Source organism: Nocardiopsis sp. CNZ308, from assembly GCF_004217075.1.
The window spans coordinates 3,082,759-3,102,862 of sequence record NZ_SHKJ01000001.1 but is presented as its reverse complement, the minus strand read 5'-3'; the positions used below and the strand labels follow the sequence as shown (position 1 = coordinate 3,102,862).

21 protein-coding genes are annotated in these 20,104 nt (G+C 69.5%); 13 read left to right on the top strand and 8 right to left on the bottom strand.

Annotated features, from left to right (window positions below; all coding sequences use genetic code 11):
• Positions 1-202: 202 nt before the first annotated feature.
• Positions 203-913, bottom strand: a complete 711-nt coding sequence (locus tag EV372_RS13545; protein WP_013156039.1) for a demethylmenaquinone methyltransferase — start codon at positions 911-913, stop codon at positions 203-205.
• Between the two features lie 200 nt (positions 914-1,113).
• Between EV372_RS13545 and EV372_RS13540 the strand changes: the two genes are divergently transcribed.
• From EV372_RS13540 to EV372_RS13500, 9 genes are all read left to right on the top strand, one after another.
• On the top strand, positions 1,114-1,401 hold the full coding sequence (locus EV372_RS13540; protein ID WP_130396299.1) for a hypothetical protein: 288 nt from the start codon (positions 1,114-1,116) through the stop codon (positions 1,399-1,401).
• Between the two features lie 43 nt (positions 1,402-1,444).
• A complete protein-coding gene (locus EV372_RS13535; protein ID WP_130396298.1) occupies positions 1,445-1,816 on the top strand; it encodes a DUF6507 family protein in 372 nt (123 codons plus the stop codon).
• Between the two features lie 142 nt (positions 1,817-1,958).
• Positions 1,959-4,994 carry a DNA/RNA non-specific endonuclease gene (locus tag EV372_RS13530; protein WP_253797582.1) on the top strand — a complete coding sequence of 1,012 codons (3,036 nt, stop codon included), beginning with the start codon at positions 1,959-1,961 and terminating at the stop codon, positions 4,992-4,994.
• A gap of 19 nt (positions 4,995-5,013) precedes the next feature.
• A complete protein-coding gene (locus EV372_RS13525) occupies positions 5,014-5,481 on the top strand; it encodes an antitoxin YezG family protein (protein WP_130396296.1) in 468 nt (155 codons plus the stop codon).
• Between the two features lie 161 nt (positions 5,482-5,642).
• Positions 5,643-6,536 (top strand): immunity 49 family protein, encoded by an 894-nt coding sequence (locus EV372_RS13520; protein WP_130396295.1) that lies wholly within the window; start codon positions 5,643-5,645, stop codon positions 6,534-6,536.
• 83 nt (positions 6,537-6,619) lie between these two features.
• Positions 6,620-6,841, top strand: coding sequence for a hypothetical protein (locus EV372_RS13515; RefSeq protein WP_130396294.1), 222 nt, complete (start codon positions 6,620-6,622; stop codon positions 6,839-6,841).
• Entirely contained in the window at positions 6,828-6,974 is a 147-nt protein-coding gene (locus tag EV372_RS13510) for a DUF397 domain-containing protein (protein ID WP_130396293.1), read from the top strand. The genes EV372_RS13515 and EV372_RS13510 overlap by 14 nt, the downstream gene beginning before the upstream one ends.
• 246 nt (positions 6,975-7,220) lie before the next feature.
• Positions 7,221-7,766 carry a hypothetical protein gene (locus tag EV372_RS13505; RefSeq protein WP_130396292.1) on the top strand — a complete coding sequence of 182 codons (546 nt, stop codon included), beginning with the start codon at positions 7,221-7,223 and terminating at the stop codon, positions 7,764-7,766.
• Entirely contained in the window at positions 7,763-8,284 is a 522-nt protein-coding gene (locus EV372_RS13500) for an ATP-binding protein (RefSeq protein ID WP_130396291.1), read from the top strand. Before EV372_RS13505 ends, EV372_RS13500 begins: the two co-directional genes overlap by 4 nt.
• A 41-nt stretch (positions 8,285-8,325) precedes the next feature.
• Here the strand turns inward: EV372_RS13500 and EV372_RS13495 are convergent, their stop codons facing one another.
• Positions 8,326-8,691 carry a DUF1330 domain-containing protein gene (locus EV372_RS13495; protein WP_130396290.1) on the bottom strand — a complete coding sequence of 122 codons (366 nt, stop codon included), beginning with the start codon at positions 8,689-8,691 and terminating at the stop codon, positions 8,326-8,328.
• 376 nt (positions 8,692-9,067) lie between these two features.
• Between EV372_RS13495 and EV372_RS29435 the strand changes: the two genes are divergently transcribed.
• Positions 9,068-9,259 (top strand): nuclear transport factor 2 family protein, encoded by a 192-nt coding sequence (locus tag EV372_RS29435; RefSeq protein ID WP_253796041.1) that lies wholly within the window; start codon positions 9,068-9,070, stop codon positions 9,257-9,259.
• A gap of 30 nt (positions 9,260-9,289) precedes the next feature.
• Here EV372_RS29435 and EV372_RS13485 read toward each other — a convergent pair whose 3' ends face one another.
• The 4 genes from EV372_RS13485 to EV372_RS13470 form a co-directional block, all read right to left on the bottom strand.
• Positions 9,290-9,736 carry a hypothetical protein gene (locus EV372_RS13485; RefSeq protein ID WP_130396289.1) on the bottom strand — a complete coding sequence of 149 codons (447 nt, stop codon included), beginning with the start codon at positions 9,734-9,736 and terminating at the stop codon, positions 9,290-9,292.
• Positions 9,737-9,792: 56 nt separating this feature from the next.
• A complete protein-coding gene (locus EV372_RS13480; protein WP_130396288.1) occupies positions 9,793-12,600 on the bottom strand; it encodes a hypothetical protein in 2,808 nt (935 codons plus the stop codon).
• Between the two features lie 114 nt (positions 12,601-12,714).
• Positions 12,715-13,068: a DUF6507 family protein gene (locus EV372_RS13475; RefSeq protein WP_130396287.1), complete on the bottom strand. Its 354-nt coding sequence runs from the start codon at positions 13,066-13,068 to the stop codon at positions 12,715-12,717.
• Positions 13,065-13,556 carry a hypothetical protein gene (locus EV372_RS13470; RefSeq protein ID WP_130396286.1) on the bottom strand — a complete coding sequence of 164 codons (492 nt, stop codon included), beginning with the start codon at positions 13,554-13,556 and terminating at the stop codon, positions 13,065-13,067. The genes EV372_RS13475 and EV372_RS13470 overlap by 4 nt, the downstream gene beginning before the upstream one ends.
• Positions 13,557-13,744: 188 nt before the next feature.
• On the opposite strand from EV372_RS13470, the gene EV372_RS13465 reads away from it, so the two are divergent.
• The 3 genes from EV372_RS13465 (at position 13,745) to EV372_RS13455 (ending at position 17,582) form a co-directional block, all read left to right on the top strand.
• Complete coding sequence (locus tag EV372_RS13465; protein WP_130396285.1) at positions 13,745-15,160, top strand: DUF6177 family protein; 1,416 nt, start codon at positions 13,745-13,747, stop codon at positions 15,158-15,160.
• A gap of 528 nt (positions 15,161-15,688) precedes the next feature.
• On the top strand, positions 15,689-16,576 hold the full coding sequence (locus EV372_RS13460) for a sigma-70 family RNA polymerase sigma factor (protein ID WP_130396284.1): 888 nt from the start codon (positions 15,689-15,691) through the stop codon (positions 16,574-16,576).
• A gap of 304 nt (positions 16,577-16,880) precedes the next feature.
• Positions 16,881-17,582 (top strand): FMN-dependent NADH-azoreductase, encoded by a 702-nt coding sequence (locus EV372_RS13455; protein WP_013156023.1) that lies wholly within the window; start codon positions 16,881-16,883, stop codon positions 17,580-17,582.
• Between the two features lie 50 nt (positions 17,583-17,632).
• Here the strand turns inward: EV372_RS13455 and EV372_RS13450 are convergent, their stop codons facing one another.
• Together EV372_RS13450 and phzG are read right to left on the bottom strand one after the other, a co-directional pair.
• Positions 17,633-19,258 carry a flavin-containing monooxygenase gene (locus EV372_RS13450; RefSeq protein ID WP_130396283.1) on the bottom strand — a complete coding sequence of 542 codons (1,626 nt, stop codon included), beginning with the start codon at positions 19,256-19,258 and terminating at the stop codon, positions 17,633-17,635.
• Positions 19,259-19,463: 205 nt separating this feature from the next.
• Positions 19,464-20,102 carry a phenazine biosynthesis FMN-dependent oxidase PhzG gene (gene phzG, locus EV372_RS13445; RefSeq protein ID WP_130396282.1) on the bottom strand — a complete coding sequence of 213 codons (639 nt, stop codon included), beginning with the start codon at positions 20,100-20,102 and terminating at the stop codon, positions 19,464-19,466.
• Positions 20,103-20,104 lie beyond the last annotated feature (2 nt).

Below are 20,104 nucleotides of genomic sequence, written 5' to 3'. Positions count from 1 at the left end.
GGGCGAGACCGCGGGACTCGCGGGGACGGGCCCCGGGGGGATTCGGTGGCGCGGTCGGGGGACGGCCCTCCCGGCGTGGTCCCGCCGCCGGAGACGACCTCGGCCGCGAACATGGAGCCAGGAGCGGGATCAGCGCGAGCGCGATACCTCTGGCGCTTCCGACACCCCTGGCGTCACACCCGAAACCTTCCGGGCCGTGCCGCTACTTGTCGCGGAAGCCGCGGTGCAGTGCGACGATCCCCGTCGACAGGTTGCGCCAGGCCACCCGCGACCAGCCCGCGTCCTGGAGGCGGCGCGCCAGCTCGGGCTGCTTGGGCCAGGCCATGATCGACTCGGACAGGTAGTCGTAGGACTCGCCGCTGCCGGACACCATGCCCGCGATCTTGGGCAGCGCGCCCATGAGGTAGGTGGAGTAGAGCCGGTCCACGAACTCGACCGGGATGTGGCTGAACTCGCAGATGACCATCCGCCCGCCGACCTTGGTGACCCGCCGCAGCTCGCGCAGCGCCTGGTCCACGTCGTTGACGTTGCGCAGGCCGAAGGAGATCGTGACCGCGTCGAAGGTCTCGTCGGCGAAGGGCAGGTGCAGGGCGTCGCCCGCCACGAAGGTCACGCCGCCCCGGGAGGCCCCCCCGCGCCGCCGCACGCCGGCGCGGAGCATGCCGAGGGAGAAGTCGCAGGCCACCACGCGGGCGCCCTTCCTGACGAAGGACTCCGAGGAGGTGCCCGTCCCCGCCGCCAGGTCCAGGACGAGTTCGCCGCTGTAGGCGTCGACCGCGTTGACCGCGGCCTTGCGCCAGATGCGGTCCTGGCCCAGCGAGATGACGTCGTTGACGAGGTCGTACCTGTCGGCGATGCCGTCGAACATCGCCGCGACGTCCTGGGGCTTCTTGTCGAGTTTGGCGCGGGTCATGGGCACAAGACTAAGGGTGCGGCCCGAGCGCCCCGACCCCGCGGGTCCGTACGGGGCGGACTCCCCGGCGCGAAGCGGACAACCCCTGGGCAGACGGACTGTCCGCGCGCAAGAATAGGGTGCGCGCGAGGTTTCCCGAACCACCGAGGGCCTTCGGACGTCACAAGGAACGGACACGGCCCGGCCGAGAGGGGGAGTACATGAAGTTCGACCTGGTGGAGCCGAGCGACGAACAGGCCATCCCCGACGAGGACCTGCCCGAGGCCCCCGGTGGGGACGCCGCCCGCGGCGTCCACCCCAGGCTCGTCATGGCCTCCGCGCGGATGCGCTCCCGGCTCCGGGACGACCTCGCCGCCCTGCACGCGTCCCTGGGCATGCTCAACGAGCAGATCCAGGCCGTCCAGCGCCGGGAGGAACCCGCGTCCGCGGACGCGGCGCCGCCCGCCAACTTCCGCGCGGGCGCCTTCTCGCGCCCCGGCGACTCCTGAAGCCCCCGAGAGCTCCGAGAGCCCCTGAGAGGAGAGTGTCCGCATGTCCGGGTGGAACATCCAGCCCGCCGAGGTGGGCGCCGTGCTGACCAGCGTCGCCGGACACATCGGCGAGGAGGGCGGCAGCGACGGCCTCGTCGGCGCCATGACCTCCGCCGAGAACCTGATCACGGCCATCAACGAGGAGGCGAACAGCACGCCCGTCAGCGTCGCGCTGGGCGAGTTCGCCGAGCACAACTTCGGGCTCATGGGCGACATGGCCGGACTGACCGTGAGCGCCGTGACCAACACCAGCACAGCCGTCACCCACTACTTCAACGGCAACATGGAGATGGCCGCCGAGGCGCAGGAGAACGCGGGCGTGATCCCCGAGCCCGAGCCTCCCTCGACACACGGGCGCAACACACCCGTGTAGCGGGTCGCGCTCCGGCCGCGGCACTTCCCCCGCCCGGCCCCTCCCCCGATTCCCCGTTCCTCCTTCCCGCGGTCCCCCGGCCCCGAGGACCCCCGACGCGTTCTTCCCTCAGCTCCCAGACGGAGGCACCCCCGTGACCGAGATGTGCACGCCCACGGGCGGCCTGATCAACCCCGCGGCCTTCCCCATTCCGACCGCCAGTCCCGCCACGCTGGAGAGACAGGCGGGGGACCTGCGCCGTGAGGGGGCCAACGTGGCCGGAATCGGCGGTGACATCAAGAGCGCCTGGGCGGGGTTGTCCTCGTGCTACTCCGCGCCCGAGGCCGAGACCCTGTACGCGGTGGTGGACCCGGTCGCGACCGACGGCGACAAGGTGGAGACCTCCTTCGACAAGGCCGCGAGCGCGCTGGAGACCTTCGCCGAGGCCGTCCGGGACATCAAGGGCAAGTGGGCCACGCTCAAGACCGACTCCTACGCCTTCCTCAACTCCATCGAGGGCGACGACGACTGGCGCGAGGCCGACGGGTTCATCGACAGCCTCCTGGGGCGCGAGAGCGAGAAGGTCGAGGAGCACCAGGCGCTGCTCGACCGCGCGGACGCGCTGCGGCGCGAGTACGAGGAGGCCGAGCGGGCCTGCGCCAACGCGATCAACGCCGACATCCCCGACCGCACCAACTTCGTCGCGGGCGACGGCGACGGGGAGTCCGCGCCGGGCGAGTTCGAGCACGGCTACGACGGCTACCTCGGCGACGTGGCCATGGCCTGGGGCGGTCCCATGGAGACCGACCACGGCTGGTGGGTGGACGCGGGTGCGGCGGTGGGCGACTTCTTCGTGGGGATCGCGGAGGACGTCGGCGGCATCACCGGGATGTACAGCTCCGAGGGCTGGTTCGAGATGTCCTGGGGCGACGCCATGTGGGAGTACCACGAGGGCAACCTCCAGTCGCTGGCCTCGCTGGCGGGCATGTACGACTCCGAGAACGACAGCTGGGGCTGGTCGGGCTGGGACACCGTCGGCAACGCCTGGAAGGACGCCGCGCACGCGGTGGTGCCCTGGGAGGAGTGGAGCGAGCGGCCCGGCTACGTCATCGGGACCGCCCTGCTCAACATCGGCGCGACCGTGGGCGGCGCCGTCCTGACCGCGACCGGCGTGGGCGCGGTGGTGGGCGTGCCGCTGATGGCCTGGCGCGGTTCGGCCATGCTCAACAGGATGGGCGGGGACGGGCCGAGCGTCCCCGACGTGGACGTGCCGGACATGAGCAGGATCAACCTGAGCCTGCCCCGGTTCGGCAACGTCTCCCTGGCCGACCTGAGGATCGACCTGGGCCAGCTCCGGGAGGGCGCCTTCAGCACCTCCCGGCTGTCGGAGATGCAGAACCTGCTGAGCAGGTTCACCGGGGGGAACTTCTTCGGCGGCGGGGACAGCCCGGGCGGCAACGGTTCCGGCGGGGACGGGAACGGCTCCGAGGGCTCCGACAGCCAGCGCGTCGCCAACCACCACGGCGACGAGGAGGGCGGCCCGGCCGACACCCGGCCCGCCGTGGACCCGACCACGCGTGAGCTCGACGACAGCCGGGAGCTCCTGGAACTGCTGACCTCGCGCCCGGACTCCGCCGAGCTGGGCGACCTCGGGCGCAGGGTCCTCGGTGGGGAGGGCCGCGACACCGGCGCGCCCGGGTCGGAGCGCCCGACACGATCCGACCTGGAGGAGATGGGCCTGGACCCGTCCCTGGAGGCGGTGTTCAGCGACATGAAGGCGCACGCCTCGGACTATCCGGCGTGGGAGGCCGGGCAGATCCCGGACGGCCCGGACTCGGGCAGGGTGCCCGCCCTCGTCGGCGGCGGGAACAACGACACGTTCGAGGCCAGCCAGGACGTCCCCAACCCGCCGTCGTACGACCGGGTGGACCTGACCGGCACCGGCGGCGACGGTCCCCAGCGCTTCCCGGACGACCACCGCGACGCGGACTTCGGCGACGACGGCCCGCAGATGCGGGACCGCACGCCCCTGGTCACCAACAGCACCGGTGGCAACGGCAGTGACACGCTGGACACCGGGGGGAACTCCCGTGGCGGCACGGACGTCCTGGACGGATCCGGCGACGGCGGTGGCAACACGGGCAACGGACGGGGCCCCGGCGACACGCGGCCGGGCAGCGCCGGAGGCGACATCCTCGGCGGCCGGGGCGGCCAGAACGACGGCCCGGAGAACACCCCGATCAGGAACCAGCCCGACCTGCGACCGGAGAGCACCGACCCCGGGGTCCGGGAACTCCTCCCCAGGGACGGCCTGCGCTTCGGCGAGATCAGGGACGACAACGGCAATGTCAGCAACCGCGTTCTGGAGCCGAACAGCAGGTACAGGCTCTACGAACCGGGCAGCGACCTCCACACGGACTACGTCACCGACGCCGACGGGAACATCAGGGAGATCCGGACCGAGTCCAAGGGCTGGAACTCCGAGCATCCGGAGTACCTCAACCCCAGGCCGGACATGACCTTCAACGTGGACGGCTACACCTACAGGACCGACGAGTACGGCCGGACGGTCTCCGTCGAGGGAACGCTGCACAAGGAACCGAACGTCCGCAACGAAAACGAACAGTCCAAGGTCAACAGCCAGGGTTCGAACTACTACGAACAGCTGAACCAGAAGATCCGCGATGACTTCGAAACGGCGAACGGCCGTCCGCCGGAAGCGGGTGAGGTCCCCCAGTACCAGGACATCCAGTGGGACGGCGGCCACCTGGTCGGATACGCGGAGTTCTTCGGTATCGGCGAGCGCCTGAACATGGTCCCGATGCGGTTCGACGTGAACCAGAACAGGACCGAGACCGCTCTGGATGACATCCCCGAAGAAGTACGGGGCGGCATCGAGGGAAGTTACCGGAACATGGAGCGCTCCTGGCGTGGAATCATGCGAGACAAGGGCTCCTGGCATGGATTCACCAACCCCAAATTCAACGATGGAAGCTGGGATGCCGCTCTCGCACTGAATCCGACCAACCCCAAGATCGACGTCAATATCACAAACTTCTACGATCCCGACATGCCCGCACTGACTGACAAGAACGGAAACCCGCTGCCACCTCCACCAAGCAAGATCATAGTAGAGTGGAGCTTGAACGGGGTGGACATGAAACCACAGGAATACAACAATGTTCCACCCTTGAAGTGAAGACGAGAGGTTGCTTAATATGATCAGCCCCTACGCCAAAAAAGGCCACCTGGGACCAGAGGAACAGCAGAAGATCCTCCAAGAGGTCGGCTCAAATATACTCAATCGGGCACCAGAGGGCTGGGCAAAGATTACCTATACCAGGGAATCCGTCATCGAACACGCCTCTAGTATCATCATCGTTGAGTTCGAGGATGGAACGACTCAGAGAAAGTCACCACCCCCAGAGGTCAGCTTTATGCTTGACAAACTCAGGGCGGGGATGTATCAGGAGGGTAAGGGCACCTGGTTCTCTCTTGAGTACGTCATCACCCCACCTGGCAGGTTCAACGTCAATTACAACTACGACGAGGACCCCGGCATCACCTTCCCCACCGCCTTCGGATTCACCAACGACCTCAAGTACTTCCCCCGCAACGAGGACTACATCCCCGACTGGCTCCGCGAAAAGCTCCGGGAAGAGGCCGAGGGCCGCGCGATGGAATAACCGATCCGTTCTTTTCTTCGGCCGTTCCCCTGGGCACGGCTGAAGGAAACCTTGGTCCGCGCCTGTGTCAGCGGGTACCTACGGCCGAAGCGAGCCGAGGGGAACAGGCAGTTCGGAGAGTCTCTCTGCCACCAACCCTTCGGTCTGTCAGAGAAGGCTTCATGAACACTTATGTGCCCCGACACGACCTGAACCGCGAGCCCGAGGAAGACCTCTGGGAGGAGAACAGGGCCAGCCGCGACACCTGGTCGAGCCGTCTGGACACCGAGGACGCCAGCACCATCTACTTCTCCCTGCCCTCGCTCTACCTGGACGCTATGTTCAGTGTCGAGGCGGACCCCGAGGCGGCCCGAGTGGACACCTGGGAGGCCTGGGTCACCGCGATGCAGATGCATCACGCCATGTTCGCGATGACCACCAACCCACCGGGCACCGAACTCGAACTCATGGTCAACCACCAGGTTCGACACCCCAAAGCCACCGGACCGCGCTACTGCACCAACGCCAGCAACTGGCTCACGGCCTTCTTCCTCGCCGTCATCTGCCGCGACCAGAAGCGCTACCGCGAACTGTGCGAGATCCCCGTCGACCGCCTGCGTGAGGCCGGGGAGAGCGAGGGGACCCAGTACAACCCCTTCACCTACCACTGGATCTCCGCGCTCCAGGCCTTCGTCCTCAACCGCCCCGGCCTGGGCGAGGAACTCCTGGCCGCGATGGAACTGTCCGCCCCAGACCGCGCGAGCATCGGCTCCCCCGAGCTCTTGGGAATGATCGTCTTCCCCCCGATGAACACCTTCCTGAGCCTGGTCGAGCGCGACACCGAGAAGTTCAACGACGCCCTCGCCCAAGGGCTGGAACTGTTCCGCGATTACCAGATCTCCGATGCCAAACGCGCCCAAGACATCGAAGGAGTCGTGTCCCTGCCCCTGCTCGCCCTGGCCTGCCTGGCCTACGACACCGCCCGAGTCGACCCGGACTTCCGCCTGGAGGTCGAATCCGGCTACCTGCCCAAGCACCTCGTGCAGCGCTCCTGGTACGGCGAGTTCCCCGTCTGACCGGTCAGGCGCCGCCTCGGTCCCGTGTCCTGACCGGTGCGGGGACCGGTGGTCAGCGCGTAGTCCCGTGTCCGCGTACTGACGTGCTCGGCGAGCACGGGTGGCGCATCGGACGGGTCGAGGAGCACGCGTACCCCGCGACCGCCTCCGCGAAGCGCATGGAGGGCGAAACCCTCGTGGACGACCTGATGCCGGTGCGGCACCGCGCGACGCTCTTCGGCGTTCTCCGGCCGGAGGCGATGTCGCCCCGTGCGAGCCGGGTTCCGATCAGGAAGGCCGAGGAGGAACCCGATGGCGGGGCGTGAACCCCACTGGCACAAGAGCACCTACAGCGGCGCTTCGGGACGCTGCGTCGGGGCAGCCGAGGGGCGGACGGTCCCGGTCCGCGACACCCGGAACCGCGAACTCGGCCACCTCGACCACACCCCCGAAGCCTGAGCCGTGTTCCTGCACTGCACTTCCCTCACAAAATCCTAAAAACAGGACATAACAACGGCCGACCAGAATTCTGGACGGCCGTTTTCTCATCTCCCCTCACATTACTCCCCAGTATTTTGGCATTCCACTCCCACCACCCCTTATCCTCTCTCTCGAACACACAACTCAAATGACCCCGCGACGACTAAATACCGTCCGGGGCCGTGGCCAGCAACATCCAACCCTTTAGACACAAGGATTGCCAGCATGCGCCAGTTTAGCGCTGCCCTTCTCAGCCGTGCCCTCGGCCCGCTGATCGCCCTCCTCTCCGCACCCTGCGGACGCCACTCCACGGTGGCCGGACGCCGCCGACGCCGCTCCACCCGCGTCCGACGCTACGTCCCCGAGGCCCCGCCCCTCCCCGCTTCCAGGCCCGCCATGCCGAGGCTGGCTCCCGCCCGCGAGGTCATCCCGGCCGAGGACGTGGCCATGGTCCGCCCCTACTTCACGGCTCACGAGCTTCTGCGCGCGTCCGAGTCGGGCGTCCCCGCACCCCGTGGTCCCGAACCCGTCTCCGAGACGGACGAGGTCCGGCGCGCGTTCGCCCTCGTCCAGCAACGCGCCGCCGCCCTGGTCCAGCAGTGGAGGGATGACCCCGGCGGCGACCTGCTCGGCGAGCCCGCGCCCCGTTTCGGCGTCGTGCGCCCCACCCGGCCCGTCGATCCCACCGGGTCCGCCCGCTACGCCGAGTGGGACGAACTGGCCTCCCTCATCCGGGTCTGGGACGAGCAGCGACAGGGGATTCCGGCATGAGTGCCTCCGACCTCGACTCCGCCAGCCTCGACTCCGCCGTCCGCCGCGTCCGCGTCCACTGGGAGCACCGCCTCTACCCCGGTTCGCTGTCCCGGCTCTCCGAGGTCCGCGCCGACCTGGCCCGCGACCTGTCCGGCTTCGACCCCGGCCTGGTGGACACGCTCACGCTGGTCACCAGCGAGCTGTTCGCCAACTGCTGCAAGTACACCGATGCGGGCCGGGCCGGCGGCGAGGTCCTGCGCGCGCTGTCGATGCCCGATCCGGCCACCCTGCGCGTGGGTCTGTCCGACTGCGGCGGCGGGGGCGGCGTTCCGGCCGTCCCGCACCAGCGCACGGCCGACGAGTGGGACTGGGCCGAGGGCCAGCGCGGCCTGCTCCTGGTCGAGAACCTGTCCGCCGCCTGGGGCCACTACCGCCTCGCGCCCTGGACCGACCTGGGCACCCACGTGTGGGCCGCCTTTCCCGTGGACCCCGCCTCCGTGCCGCCCGGCCTGCGCTCCTTCGTGTTCACCCGCTGACCGGCCCCGGGCGGACGGGAGCCCGCGCCCCCTCCGCCCGGCTACCGGCCCCAGGGAGAGGTCGGTTGGAGCACGGCCTCACTCAGGGCCTCGGTACGCAGGTGGGTGATCCGCTGGTACTCCGGATCGGCGACCATGCGGCTGAACGCGTCCCGGCTTGGGTAGCGCACGAGCAGCACCGCGTCCCAGGACTGCCCCTCCTCCGCCACCAGGGGCGACGCGCCGTCACCGGCGTAGAGCAGTTCGGCCCCGTAGCGCTTGAGGAATCCGCCTGCCCGTCGTGAGTACTCCTCGTACGAGGGGCGGCCGTCCGGCTTGAACCGGAGCAGGTTGAGCATGACGACCGGGCCGCCGGGGTCCTCGTCCACCAGGCGCGCGAGATCCGATCCCGAGGGGTCGACTGCCATCGGTTCCTCCTTGGCCACCGTCTTCCGTGTCACGAGTGGCAGCAGTCTAGGTGCGCCGCCCCCCTCTTGCATACCGTCCGGTTGGTATCTCATGTAGCGCCCCAGCCGAGGACCGCCGGGGACCCGGTTCCAGCCGTGGGACGCCATGGCCCCTGGCCGGTGCGGTCCGCGTGCGATCATCGCGTTGTGTCAGAGAACGAGGAGGTCCGGGAGCTGCTGGACCTCGCGGCCGCGTGGCGCCGGGCGATCGTGGCGAACGACGCCGAGGCCATCGGCCGGTTCGTGTCCGAGGACTGGGTGCTCGTGGACAGCGACGGGGTGGGGACCCGGGAGGACTTCCTGTCGCTAGTGGCCTCCGGCGCTGACGCACAGCGCGATGCGGCCGGTCGAGGGCACCGAGCGGGTGCGCGTCCACGGCGACCTGGCGGTGGTCACGGCGCGGGTGACCAACACGGCGCGCTTCGGCGGCCGGGAGTTCCACGCCGACGAGTGGACCACCGACGTCTACCACCGCACGCCGCACGGCTGGCTCTGCGTGCACTCCCACGTGACCCCGGCCCAGACCTGACCCCGCCGCGTCCCTCCGACTCAGAGGAACCTACTCCTGTTCGTCTATCTCCCTGAGGGCCTCCTCCCCAAAGTCCACCATTGGGATTATCTCAGCATAACGAACAGCTTTTCCCCGGGGAACAGAGAGACCGTCAACCTCAATGAAACCAGCAGGCGAGTAATTAATAGCGTCACCTCGCTCATAAACAAAAAGAAGCGGAAAGAAGGGATCAGGAAGATCTGGCAATTTTTCCCCTGAATCTTCCAGCGCAGCAAAGTGGAGCGCCCACTCGATGGTACGCGCAACATAGAAAGTTGCGGACTCCGAAAGCGTGGCGACAGCTTCTTCCACGACATTCGCAGGGGCACGAACATCGGGGTTAACCCAAGAGGCGATGTCATAGAAGGGCCACCCTCCAGCACCGAGCTCCGCTGACCACAGAGCCGATCTTCTCAGGTACTCCTGGACAAGCCGCGCCTGGGACCTCCTGAACATGGGCTTACTGTTCCAGCTGATCCCGTGGACAAGCGAAGCCACTTCCGCACATTTATTCATCGCTTGTGGAACCTTTCAAAAATTATGCGAGCAATTTCTTCGGTGTTGGAGAGGTCCTCGTTCGGCTTCACACCGGGAGCCTCCCAGGCTTCCAGATAGTGGGCATAAGGCTCAGGCTTGCCTTCAGACGGGGCGAGATTGTGAGCCCCATAATGCTCGGCAGTCGGAGTAGGCACATCCTCTTTGTAAGCTTCATCCCAGACGAAGGCCGACGGATGGGACGAGAGATAGGGCATACCCCACTCCATAAGCTTACTCTCCACAGCCTCATGCTCCAGCCATCTCCGAAAGAAAACACGCTCCGATTCCGGAACTCCACCCCTCTCCGCAGGCTCCCACCAGTTCGAAATATGCTGCATGGGACTAAACCGACCGAAGCGAATGTCGCTCGCAGAAACAGCGACCTGGTGATCCTTCAAGAATATGTGCTCTTTAATGCGCTCCATTACTTCTGGCTGAATACCATAACTTTCGGCAATCCGCGCAGCATCCCCCTCGGCCGCTCTGATCCTATTGTATGTGCGCGCATGTTCCGCATAGTCAGGGGCGCCGATATGAGCGAGACCGGTGTCGTCAAACCAGCGCTTGGAGGCATCCGTGTGACCAAACTCGACAGGAAAATCTCGCCTCTCGCTATTGGCCATAGTCGTCGGTTCGGCACTGTCAGGATCCAGTCCGTCGACTGGGGTCCTTCGGTCGTCTACCTCCTCAGCAGCCTCTTCTTCCAGAAAACCACTGTCTCGCTGAGACCCCTGGTCGCCATTAGAGGTCCCTGAATAGGGTTCGGGAGTATGTGACGATAGCGGCGAGCGACCATGGCCGCCGCTCTCGGGAACGGGGCGGCCTCCGGTGGTGTCCCCCCGGTTGGTGTCGCCGTCACCGCTGGGTGTGGGTGTGAAACCGGTGTTGGAGGTGCCGTCCTGGGGCGTTCGGGGCGGGCCACCGCCATTACCCGAGTTCGGGTCGTGGGAGGCGGTGATCCCGAAGTCCTCGTTCGCGAAGCCGCCGAAGTCGGAGTTCTGCGGGCCTCCCACGTTGGCGCCGACCAGCTGGTTCACGCGCAGCCACTCAAGCTGCCGCTCTGCGGGCAGCGCGCGGAACTCCTCCACCGTGTCGACGACCTGCCGCGTCGTCCGTTCGACGTCCCTCTCGTACTCCCGCTCGATCTCCCCCGCGTCCAGACCGAGGGAAGCGAACAGCCTGTTGTTCGGGGCGGAACCGGAGCCCTCATCAGCCGTGACGTCCAGCGGCCGGGAGGAGTCCGCCTCGGAGTTTTCCGGGTCGCGGTCCGCGACGGACTGCCCCTCGTCCCCACGGCGCGGCCGGTCCGGGTCGCCGGAGGGATCCCCGCTGACCGGCGCGGTGACGGGACGCTCGGCCCCCGGTACGCCCGGCTCCGGAACGAAGACCGGCAAGTCCGAACCACCGCCTCCGCCCGGAACGCCGCCCGCCGGACCGCCCGCCGAGAAGCGGTCGATCAGCGCCGACAGGTCTCCGACCCCCGCCCCGAAGCCCTCCGTGGTGTCGGAGAAGTCCCCGCTGATGTCGCTGAACGTCTGCGACAGGCTGAACCCCGGCCGCGCCGCCGCGCCCGGCTCCCACACCACCTCGGGCCGGTCCACCGGGGCGAGGTCGGGCAGACCCGAGCCGCCCCGGCTGAGGTTGGCCAGGATCGTCCCGCCCCTGGCCGGGAGGGACACCACGGCCAGCGCCGCGTTCCCGGCCCCGGTGTAGACCGTGTACGCGGGCCGGTCCTCCCACTCCCGCCACGGCACGATGTCGTGCACCACCTCGGTCCAGGCCGCACCCGCGTTGGCCCGCCACGTCTCGCCGGAGCGCTCACCCGAGTCGAACGGGTTCATCCACCCGTCCTCGCCGTAGAGCCCGGTGAGCGAGCCGAGCCCTTCGAGCGTCTCCCGCTTGTTCGTGAAGAAGTTGTCCGTGGCCTCACCGACGCTGTTGGCCCACCCGCTGCCCTCGCGCCACAGGCCGGTCCAGGCGACCGCCCCCACGCCCACGTCCCAGAGCATGCCGGGACCGAAGTTGTCCCACTGGGCCATGAAGGCGTCGGTCGCCCAGTCCGCGGGCCAGGGCTTCTCCGAGTACTCCAGCTGGTGCCAGGTGTCCTCCATCGCCCGCTGCCAGTCGGCGAGGCTGGTGAGGTCGTAGGCCACGTCCGGCACGTCGTCCGGGTCCAGGCCGTAGACGATCTCACCCGCGCCCGGTGCTTCTCCGCTGGCCGCGACGTAGGAGTTGCCCGAACCCGAGACGGCCGAGATGGCGTTGGCGCAGGTCCGCTCAGCCTCCTGGAACGTGGCCCAGACCCCGTTGACCTGGAGTTTCAGCCTGCGGTTCTCCGCGTAGTCGAGGGGGTTGCTGCTCCAGTTCTCATCGCCCCTCATCTCCTCGGCGAAGGCCGTGGCCTCGTCCTTGAGCGCGTTGAGGGTGGTCTTTGCGGTCTGTGCCGCGTCGGCGAAGGTGTCCAGTGCGCTGGCGACCGTGGTGACGTCGTCCAGGATGGTCCCGCCCTTGGCGGCCACCGGGCCCATCGCGGCGAACAGGGTCTCGGACTCGGGCGCGGTGTAGTGGGGCTGCAACCCCTGCCAGGTGGACTCGATGCCCTCGCCTCCCTCCGCGACCTCGCCCGCGGCCGTGCGCATGGCCGAGACGGCGGCCTGGAGGACCTCCACGGAGGTTCCGGGGATCGGGATGGCGTCGGGGACGATGAGGATCTCGAAGTCCAGGTCCAGCGGCTGCTGGTTGCGGGGGTCGGGGACGGGACTCATCACGTCGACGGGAGGCACGTCAGCTCCGGGAGTGGTGGGGGAACGGGGGTTTCGGGGGCGGGGTGGCGACCGGGGGGAAACGGTGGGACCGGGGACGCACGCGCACGGCGGGGGCCGGGGGCGGCCCCCGGGTCACACGGGAGGGTTGAGGGGGTCGTAGGTGTCGATCGAACCGGCGTTGCCCTGCGCCTCGGCGGCCATCTCCTCGTCGCCCAGGAGGTAGGCGTCCACAGCGAGCGCGCACCCCTCCATCGCCGAACCCGCGCGGGCGACCATCTCCTCGGCCATGCCGCCGACGTGCTCCAGGAAGTAGTACAGCTCCGACTCCACGGGCCCGCTGCACGCGGCGGTGGCGGCGCCGAGGATCTCGTCGCCGGTGGTGGTCAGCGAACCGTCCAGCGCGTCGCCGCTGCCGTCGCCCACCCGGCCCAGCACGTCGTTGAGCACGACGCCCACCGAGGGCGCGTCGATGTCCCAGCCGCTCATCGGTTCTCCTCGTTCGTCGCGGGGGCGGGGGTCGCCGCCTCCGCAGCCGGACCGCCTGCCGTACCGTCCGCCGGAGCCGTGGCGGTGGCCGTGGCGGTGGCGCTCCCCGGGGCAGTACCCGTCACGGCCGCCGGCTCCGCGGTCGCCGTGCGGCCCGCACCACCGGAGAAGCGGTCGGCCCGGAAACCGTCCGGCGGCTCGGCGGCACAGCCGTGACCGGAATCGGCCAGTTCGCGTTCCGCACGGACGATGCCCGCCTCCATCCGGTGGAGCGCGGGCCGGACGGCCTCGATGATCCTGGTCAGGCGGGTGCCCAGCTCCTCACTGCGGTCACGCATACGCGCGGCCAGCTCCTCGTGCGCTCCGAGGGCGGGGAAGCCGGGTGCGGAGGGCACGGAGGAGAAACCGGCCGCGGCGCCTGACGCCGGCTCCGGGACCTCCGGCGGTTCCGCGGGCTCCACCAGCTGGAACTTCACGTGCTCCCCCATCCCCCACACGCTCGGGCACCCGTCTCCACGCTGCCTCTTTGTGCGTATTATGCCGGTATCCAACGACAGACAGTGATGCGTTTTCGCACAGGATGTCCGTCTCGGTACCGCGTTCCTTGACACGGTGCGCAACGGTCCCTCCCGGCCCCGCCCCTCCCCCGATCCCCCCGAACCACCAAGGAGAACGGTTGAGCTACGACGTGGTGGCCCTGCTCGCCGCGGAACCCGGCATGCGCGCGATCTCCCGGGCCCTGCGCGAGACCGGCCCCGAACTGCTGGTGCGGGCGCTGGACAGCGGCAACGTCCTCCAGCTGTGCGGCGCCGACCGCCGCGTCCTGGCCGCGCTCGAACCCGCCCAGCTGGTCGAGTCGCGCGACGAGGTCGCCCGGCTGCTCGGTGAGGAGGCCGCGGTGAACCTGCCCGAGACCTGCTGGTGGACCGAGATCCGCGCCCGCCCCGACGAGGCGGGGCGCGAGGCCGCCCACCGGCTCGCCGACGCCCTCGCCCTGCGGCTGGGCGGCAGCGTATGGACCTCGGGCTGCGCCGACTTCTCCCTGTGGGAGGAGAGCGGGCACCCCGCCGTCGAGGCCGCCGTCGAGAAGGCGGTGGTCGTCGCCCAGGACCGCGAGGTCGTCCCCCTCTCCTCCTGGATCCTCGACGCGATGTCCGTCCACGGCGCGCGGGGCACGGCGCTCCAGCTGCTCACCCCGAGGACATCCCGGCTCACCTACGCCCTGCGCACCCTGATCACCCAGCCTCTGGCCCGCTGGGTCGTGCGCGGCGAGGACGGCGCACATTTCGACGGCGTCAGCGGCGTCCCGCTGCGCTGGGACCCCGTGCACGCCTACGTTCCCGTTCCGCCGGAGGAGGGCGCGCCCGAACCGGCTGAGGGGTTCCTGGACGACTCCCCGACGGACGAGCACCTGGTCGTGGACCTGTCCGTGCGCCACCGCGCGTCCTTCGCCCCTCCCCTGGGCCGGGCCGTGGAGGTGGTCGCCGAGCACCTGGCCGGGACGCTGCCCGCCGGGTGGGGCGAACACGAACCCGCGCTCGCCCCCTGGGACCGCGAGCGGCTGGTGCGGCTGGTGCGCCACCGTGCGCCGAAGGGGTCGATCCTCCAGTTCTCCGGACCGCACGGGACGGGTCACCCGTTCACCGGCGGCGTCCGCGTCGGCTGGGACGGGGGCCGGGGCACCGAGCGGATCTCCATGACCGTCGGTTACGAGGAGGGGTCGGCGCCGCCCCTCGACAGGCTCCCCGACCTCGTGGCGGCCCTCGCCGAGGAGGACCTGCTGGACGTGCTCCACGTGCGCGGGGCGCGCGGACGCCGCGACGTCACGTACGAACCCCGCTGGCACGGGCTCGCGGTCCCGGTCGGCACGGCCCTCGGGCCGGACGGGGTTCGCCGTGCGGGCGTGGAACACGCGCTGCGCGGACCGCTCCCCGGCACCCTGCTGGGGCGGGAGGAGAACCCCGCGGTCTGGTACCCCGTGCCCGAGGACGCGCCGCGCCGCCTCAGGAGCCGTGCCGTGGCCGCGCAACTGCGGCACCTGGCGGCGGTGTCCGACGGGGCGTCCGGCCGGAGCTCCCGAAGCGGCCCCTGACCTCCGGCTACCGCCCCCTGCCCGGTTCCCGTGCCGCCTGCCCCCGACCCGGCCCGAGGGGCTTGGCCCCCCGGACACCGCGGCCCGTGTCCCCCGGCCTCCGGGCCCGCGCTGGCCCCGCCGCGCCGAGGGCGGGAATCCGGCGCATACCGCGGCCGCATAAACACGCTGTAGTGCGCGAATACTCCAGCGGCGATCCCTCATGTGCCACCCGCCTTCACCCGTTTAGGATGAAGAGGATCAGCCCGAAGCGGCCGGAATCCCCACCGTCCCACGCACCCGGATCACGATCCCCCGAGTACGACAGGCCTGCCGGAACCGACCGCGTATCCGCTGCTTACACCGCCCGGAGCCGGGGCGGGGCCGGGCTGGCGACGGCAGGAAGGAAGCCAGGACGACCGCCCCTCCCTCGCCAAGAAGCACAAATTCCACCCATACCGGTAATTCAATACCTACAGCCGCATTCTTCTTTTATCGCGCTTTCGAAACGCGCCTGCGCAGCGGCCACGGACGAAGGAAAGGTGAACGATGAACGGCCAGATCGAGCTGGCGGATCACTTCGAACGCTCCCGTAGACATCTGCGCGGAGTCGCCTTCCGCATGCTCGGGTCGGCCGCCGAGGCGGACGACGCCCTCCAGGAGACATGGATCCGGGCCTGCCGGGGGGACTTCGACGAGGTGTCCAACATGACGGGGTGGCTGACCACCATCGTCGGACGCGTCTGCCTCGACATGCTGCGCTCACGCAAGAGCCGCCGCGAGGAGTTCATGGACGTCAGCGACATCGAGCCGCTGCTCGCCCACGACCGCGGCGCGGACCCCGAGGGCGAGGCGGTTCTGGCCGACTCCGTGGGCCTGGCCCTGCTCGTCGTGCTGGACAGGCTCAGCCCCGCGGAACGCGTCGCCTTCGTCCTGCACGACCTGTTCGCCGTCCCCTTCGTGGAGATCGCCGAGATCGTCGAACGCACCCCGACCGCGGCCAAGAAGATGGCGAGCCGGGCGCGGCAGAGGGTGCAGGGCACCACGAGCGTCCCCGAGCCGGACCTCACACGGCGGCGCGAGGTCGTGGACGCCTTCCTCGACGCCTCGCGCGCGGGCGATCTGGACGGCCTGCTGAAGGTCCTGGCCCCCGACGTCATGCGGCGGGCGGACCCGCAGGCCCTCCGGCTGCGCGAGCCCGCGGTGCTGCGCGGTGCGCGGCAGGTCGCCGGGGAGACCGCCAACAACGTCCGCAGGACCCGCTTCGCCCGTCCCGCGCTCGTCAACGGCATGCCCGGGGCCGTCGTCGCCCCCGGCGGACGGCTCCTGTTCGTGCTGGAGATCACCGTCCGCGACGACCGCGTCAGCGAGATCGAGATCATCGGCGCCCCGGAACGCCTGCGGGAGCTGGAGATCTCCGTGGCCGACCCGGCGTAGCGGTGACCCACCGCCCAACCGCAGCGACACAGCCGCCGCGACGTCCGCCGACCGGTCCAGGGCTCGGCGGACGGGCGGACGCGGCGGTGTCCGCGCTGTTCACGGGGCCTGTCGCAAACCGTCCGAAAGTTCCCCGTCCCCTCCCTCCGGTCACTTTCCCCCGTCGCTCTCCGTCATAGGGGTAGGAGCACTCAGCGACGACATCCACGGGGGACGGGTCGCGTGCTCCACCGCATCCGCACACGGACCCCGCGCCCGGAGCCGCGCGGGACACGACGGCCACGCGCCGAACGGGGGAAGAACGATGACGTCTTTGCTGCACCTGGACTCCAGCCACTCGGACCACTCGGTGAGCAGGTACCTCACCGGTCTGTTCGCCAGGGAGTGGCGACGGCTGCACGGGGACGGGGGGTACCGCTACCGGGACCTGGCCGCCGAACCGGTGCCGCTGGTCACCGCCACCTACTGCTCCTTCGCCCAGCGGGTGGAGAGGCGGGGCACCCTGCCGCTGACTGCGGTGACGGCCATGGCCGAGTCGCCGTCCGAGGAGCGGGAGTGGGCGGGGACCCTGCCCCTGATCGAGGAGGTCCTGGACGCGGACACCCTGCTGATCGGCCTCCCGATGTACAACTACACGGTCCCGGCCTCGCTCAAGGCGTGGATCGACAGGATCACCTTCCCCGGGGCCTTCAAGGACTCCCGCACCGGGGAGTCGCTGCTGCGCGACGCCCGGGCCGTGGTGGTCGCCGCGCGCGGAGGGGGCTACGGGCCGGGTTCGCCCAAGGAGGCGTTCGACTTCCAGACTCCCTACATGCGCATGTACCTGGAGGGCCTGGGCATCGCCGGTGAGAACGTGCACGTCGTCCACGCCGAGATGACCAGGGCCTCGGACGTCCCCGAGCTGGCGGAGTTCCAGGACATGGCCGCGCGCTCCCTGGCGGAGGCGGAGGAGCGGGTGACCCGCCTGCCCGCGCTGCTGGCGCCGCGCGAGCCCGCGGTGCGCTGACACGGAGCGGTGCCCGGTCGGCGGACCGAGCCGACCGGGCACCGCCGCCGTCAGGCGGTCACCACCGAGGGGTTGCCCTTGAGCATGAAGTCCTCGTAGTCGGCCGCGGCCACGTCACCGAGCTTCTGGCGGTAGTTGCCGAGCCCCGCGAAGTAGAACAGGACCCGCTTCTTCTTGCCCGGGATGTTCGCCCCGAAGATCCAGGAGTTGACCTTGGGGAACAGGGAGCGCTCGGCGATCTGCGTGCACAGCTCGGTCCAGCCCTCCTCCGCCTCCGGGGTCGGCTCGATGGAGGTCAGGTCCCGCTCCTCCATCATCCGGACCAGGTCGGTGATCCACTCGACCTGGGTCTCGATGGCCGTGGGCAGGTTGCTGAAGACGCTGTTGGGGCCGTAGACCATGAACATGTTGGGGAAGCCCGAGACGTTGACCCCGAGGTAGCTGGCGGGCGTGTCCCCCCAGTGCTCCTCGATGGTCACACCGCCCCGGCCGCGGATCTCCATCTGCCGGTAGCTGCCCTCGACGGCCTCGAAGCCGGTCGCGAAGACGACGATGTCCAGCTCGTGCTCCACCCCGTCCTCGGTCACGATCCCCGTGGGGGTGAACTCCCGGATCGGGGTCTCCTTGAGGCTCACCAGGCTGACGTTGTCCCGGTTGTAGGACTCGTAGTAGTCCTCGTTGCAGACCGGGCGCTTGGCGTAGTAGTCGGTCGGCTGGAGCTTGCGGGCGGTCTCCGGGTCCTTGACGATCTCCCGGATCTTGGACCGGATGAAGTCGGCCGCCGCCTCGTTGGCCTTGGGGTCGAAGATGATGTCGGAGAAGGTGCCGAACATGAAGCGGAAGCCGTTGCCCCGGTCCCAGTTCTCCTGGAAGACGCGTCGGCGCTCCTCCTCGGAGACGCTCATCGCGGCGATCTCGCTCTCCTCGAAGCCGCACGCCACGCGGGACTTCTTGGCCTGCTCCCAGACCTGGTCGTAGCGGCCGCGCAGGTCGGTGAAGTAGGCCTCGTCCACCTCGGCGTTGCCCGAGGGCACGTTGTACTGCGGGGTCCGCTGGAACACGGTGAGCTGCCCGGCCACCTTCGCGGCCGCGCAGACGAACTGGGTTCCGGTGGAGCCGGTGCCGATGACGCCGACCCTCTTGCCCTCGATGTCGAGGTCGTCGGGCCAGGAGCCGGTGTGGACCAGGCGGCCCTGGAAGCTGTCGCGGCCCTTGAAGTCGGGGAAGTGGGAGGTGGACAGCGGTCCGAGGGCGGTCACCACGTAGCGGGCGGTGAGGGTCTGGCCGTCACTGGTGGTCGCGGTCCACAGGGCGTCGGTCTCGTCGTAGACCAGCGTCTCGACGCCGGTGTTGAGCTGGATGTCCCTGGCGAGGTCGTGCCGCTCCACGACCGCCTCCAGGTAGCCCAGGATCTCCGCCTGGGACAGGTAGCGCTTCTTCCAGGTCCACTCCCGCAGCAGGTCGCGGTCGAAGGAGTACTGGTAGATGAAGCCCTCGCTGTCGGACATGGCACCGGGGTAGCGGTTCCAGTACCAGGTGCCCCCGACCCCGCCCGCCTTGTCGAAGGCCCGGACGGACAGACCCAGTTCGTTGCGGAGCTTGTGCAGCGCGTAGATGCCGGCGAACCCGGCACCGACGACGATCGCGTCGAGATCGGTGTTCTTCGCGTTGGTCACGGGACAGTTCCTCACGATTGTGTAGGGAAAGGGATGGTGTTCGAGCGGGGGTGGGTTCCGGGCCCCCGGCGGGGTAGGGCCGGGGCCCGGGGACGCCGGACCGGGGCAGGGGCCGCGTCGTCGGTGGGGACACCGGGCCGGGACAGGCGGCCCGCGTCGTCGGGGAGGGACGGCGGTGGACGCCGTGGGACGGATCGGGGACGGCTCAGGGCTGGAGCCGAACGACCTCCCAGCCGTGCGGGGTGCGGTCGTAGCGCAGCCTGCGGTGCAGCCGTTCGCGGTCGGCGGCCCAGAACTCGACCGTGTCCGGTTCGAGGCGGTAGCCGACGAACCGCTCGGGTCTGGGCAGGGAGTGGCCGCCCTCCTCCGCCAGTCGCCGGGCCCGTTCGAGGAGGCCCGGCACGTCGTCGAGGGGCTCGCTCTGCCGGGACGCCGTCGTCATCGGGTACAGCTGCGGCGGCCGGGCGGCCCAGAGCCGGTCCGACTCCGCCTCGGGCAGCGGCTCCACCGGCCCGGAGACGATCACCTGCTGGGCGGTCTCGCGCCAGTACAACAGCCCGGAGGCCCAGCCGGTGGCCGCGATCTCCCGGCCCTTCTGACTGCTGCTGTGGGTGGTGAAGACCAGGCCCCGGTCCGACACGTCGATGACGGCGACCATCCGGTTGGAGGCACGGCCCTTGGCGTCCGCCGTGGCCAGCGCCAGGGAGAGCGGTTCCCTCACCTCCCGCTCCCGGGCCGCGTCGACCCACCGCCCGACCAGCCCCATGGGGGCGGCCGGAGGCGTCTCGTACTCGGGGAAGCCCCCCTCCATCTCACCGGTCAGGGTCTCGAACCTGCTGCTCACGC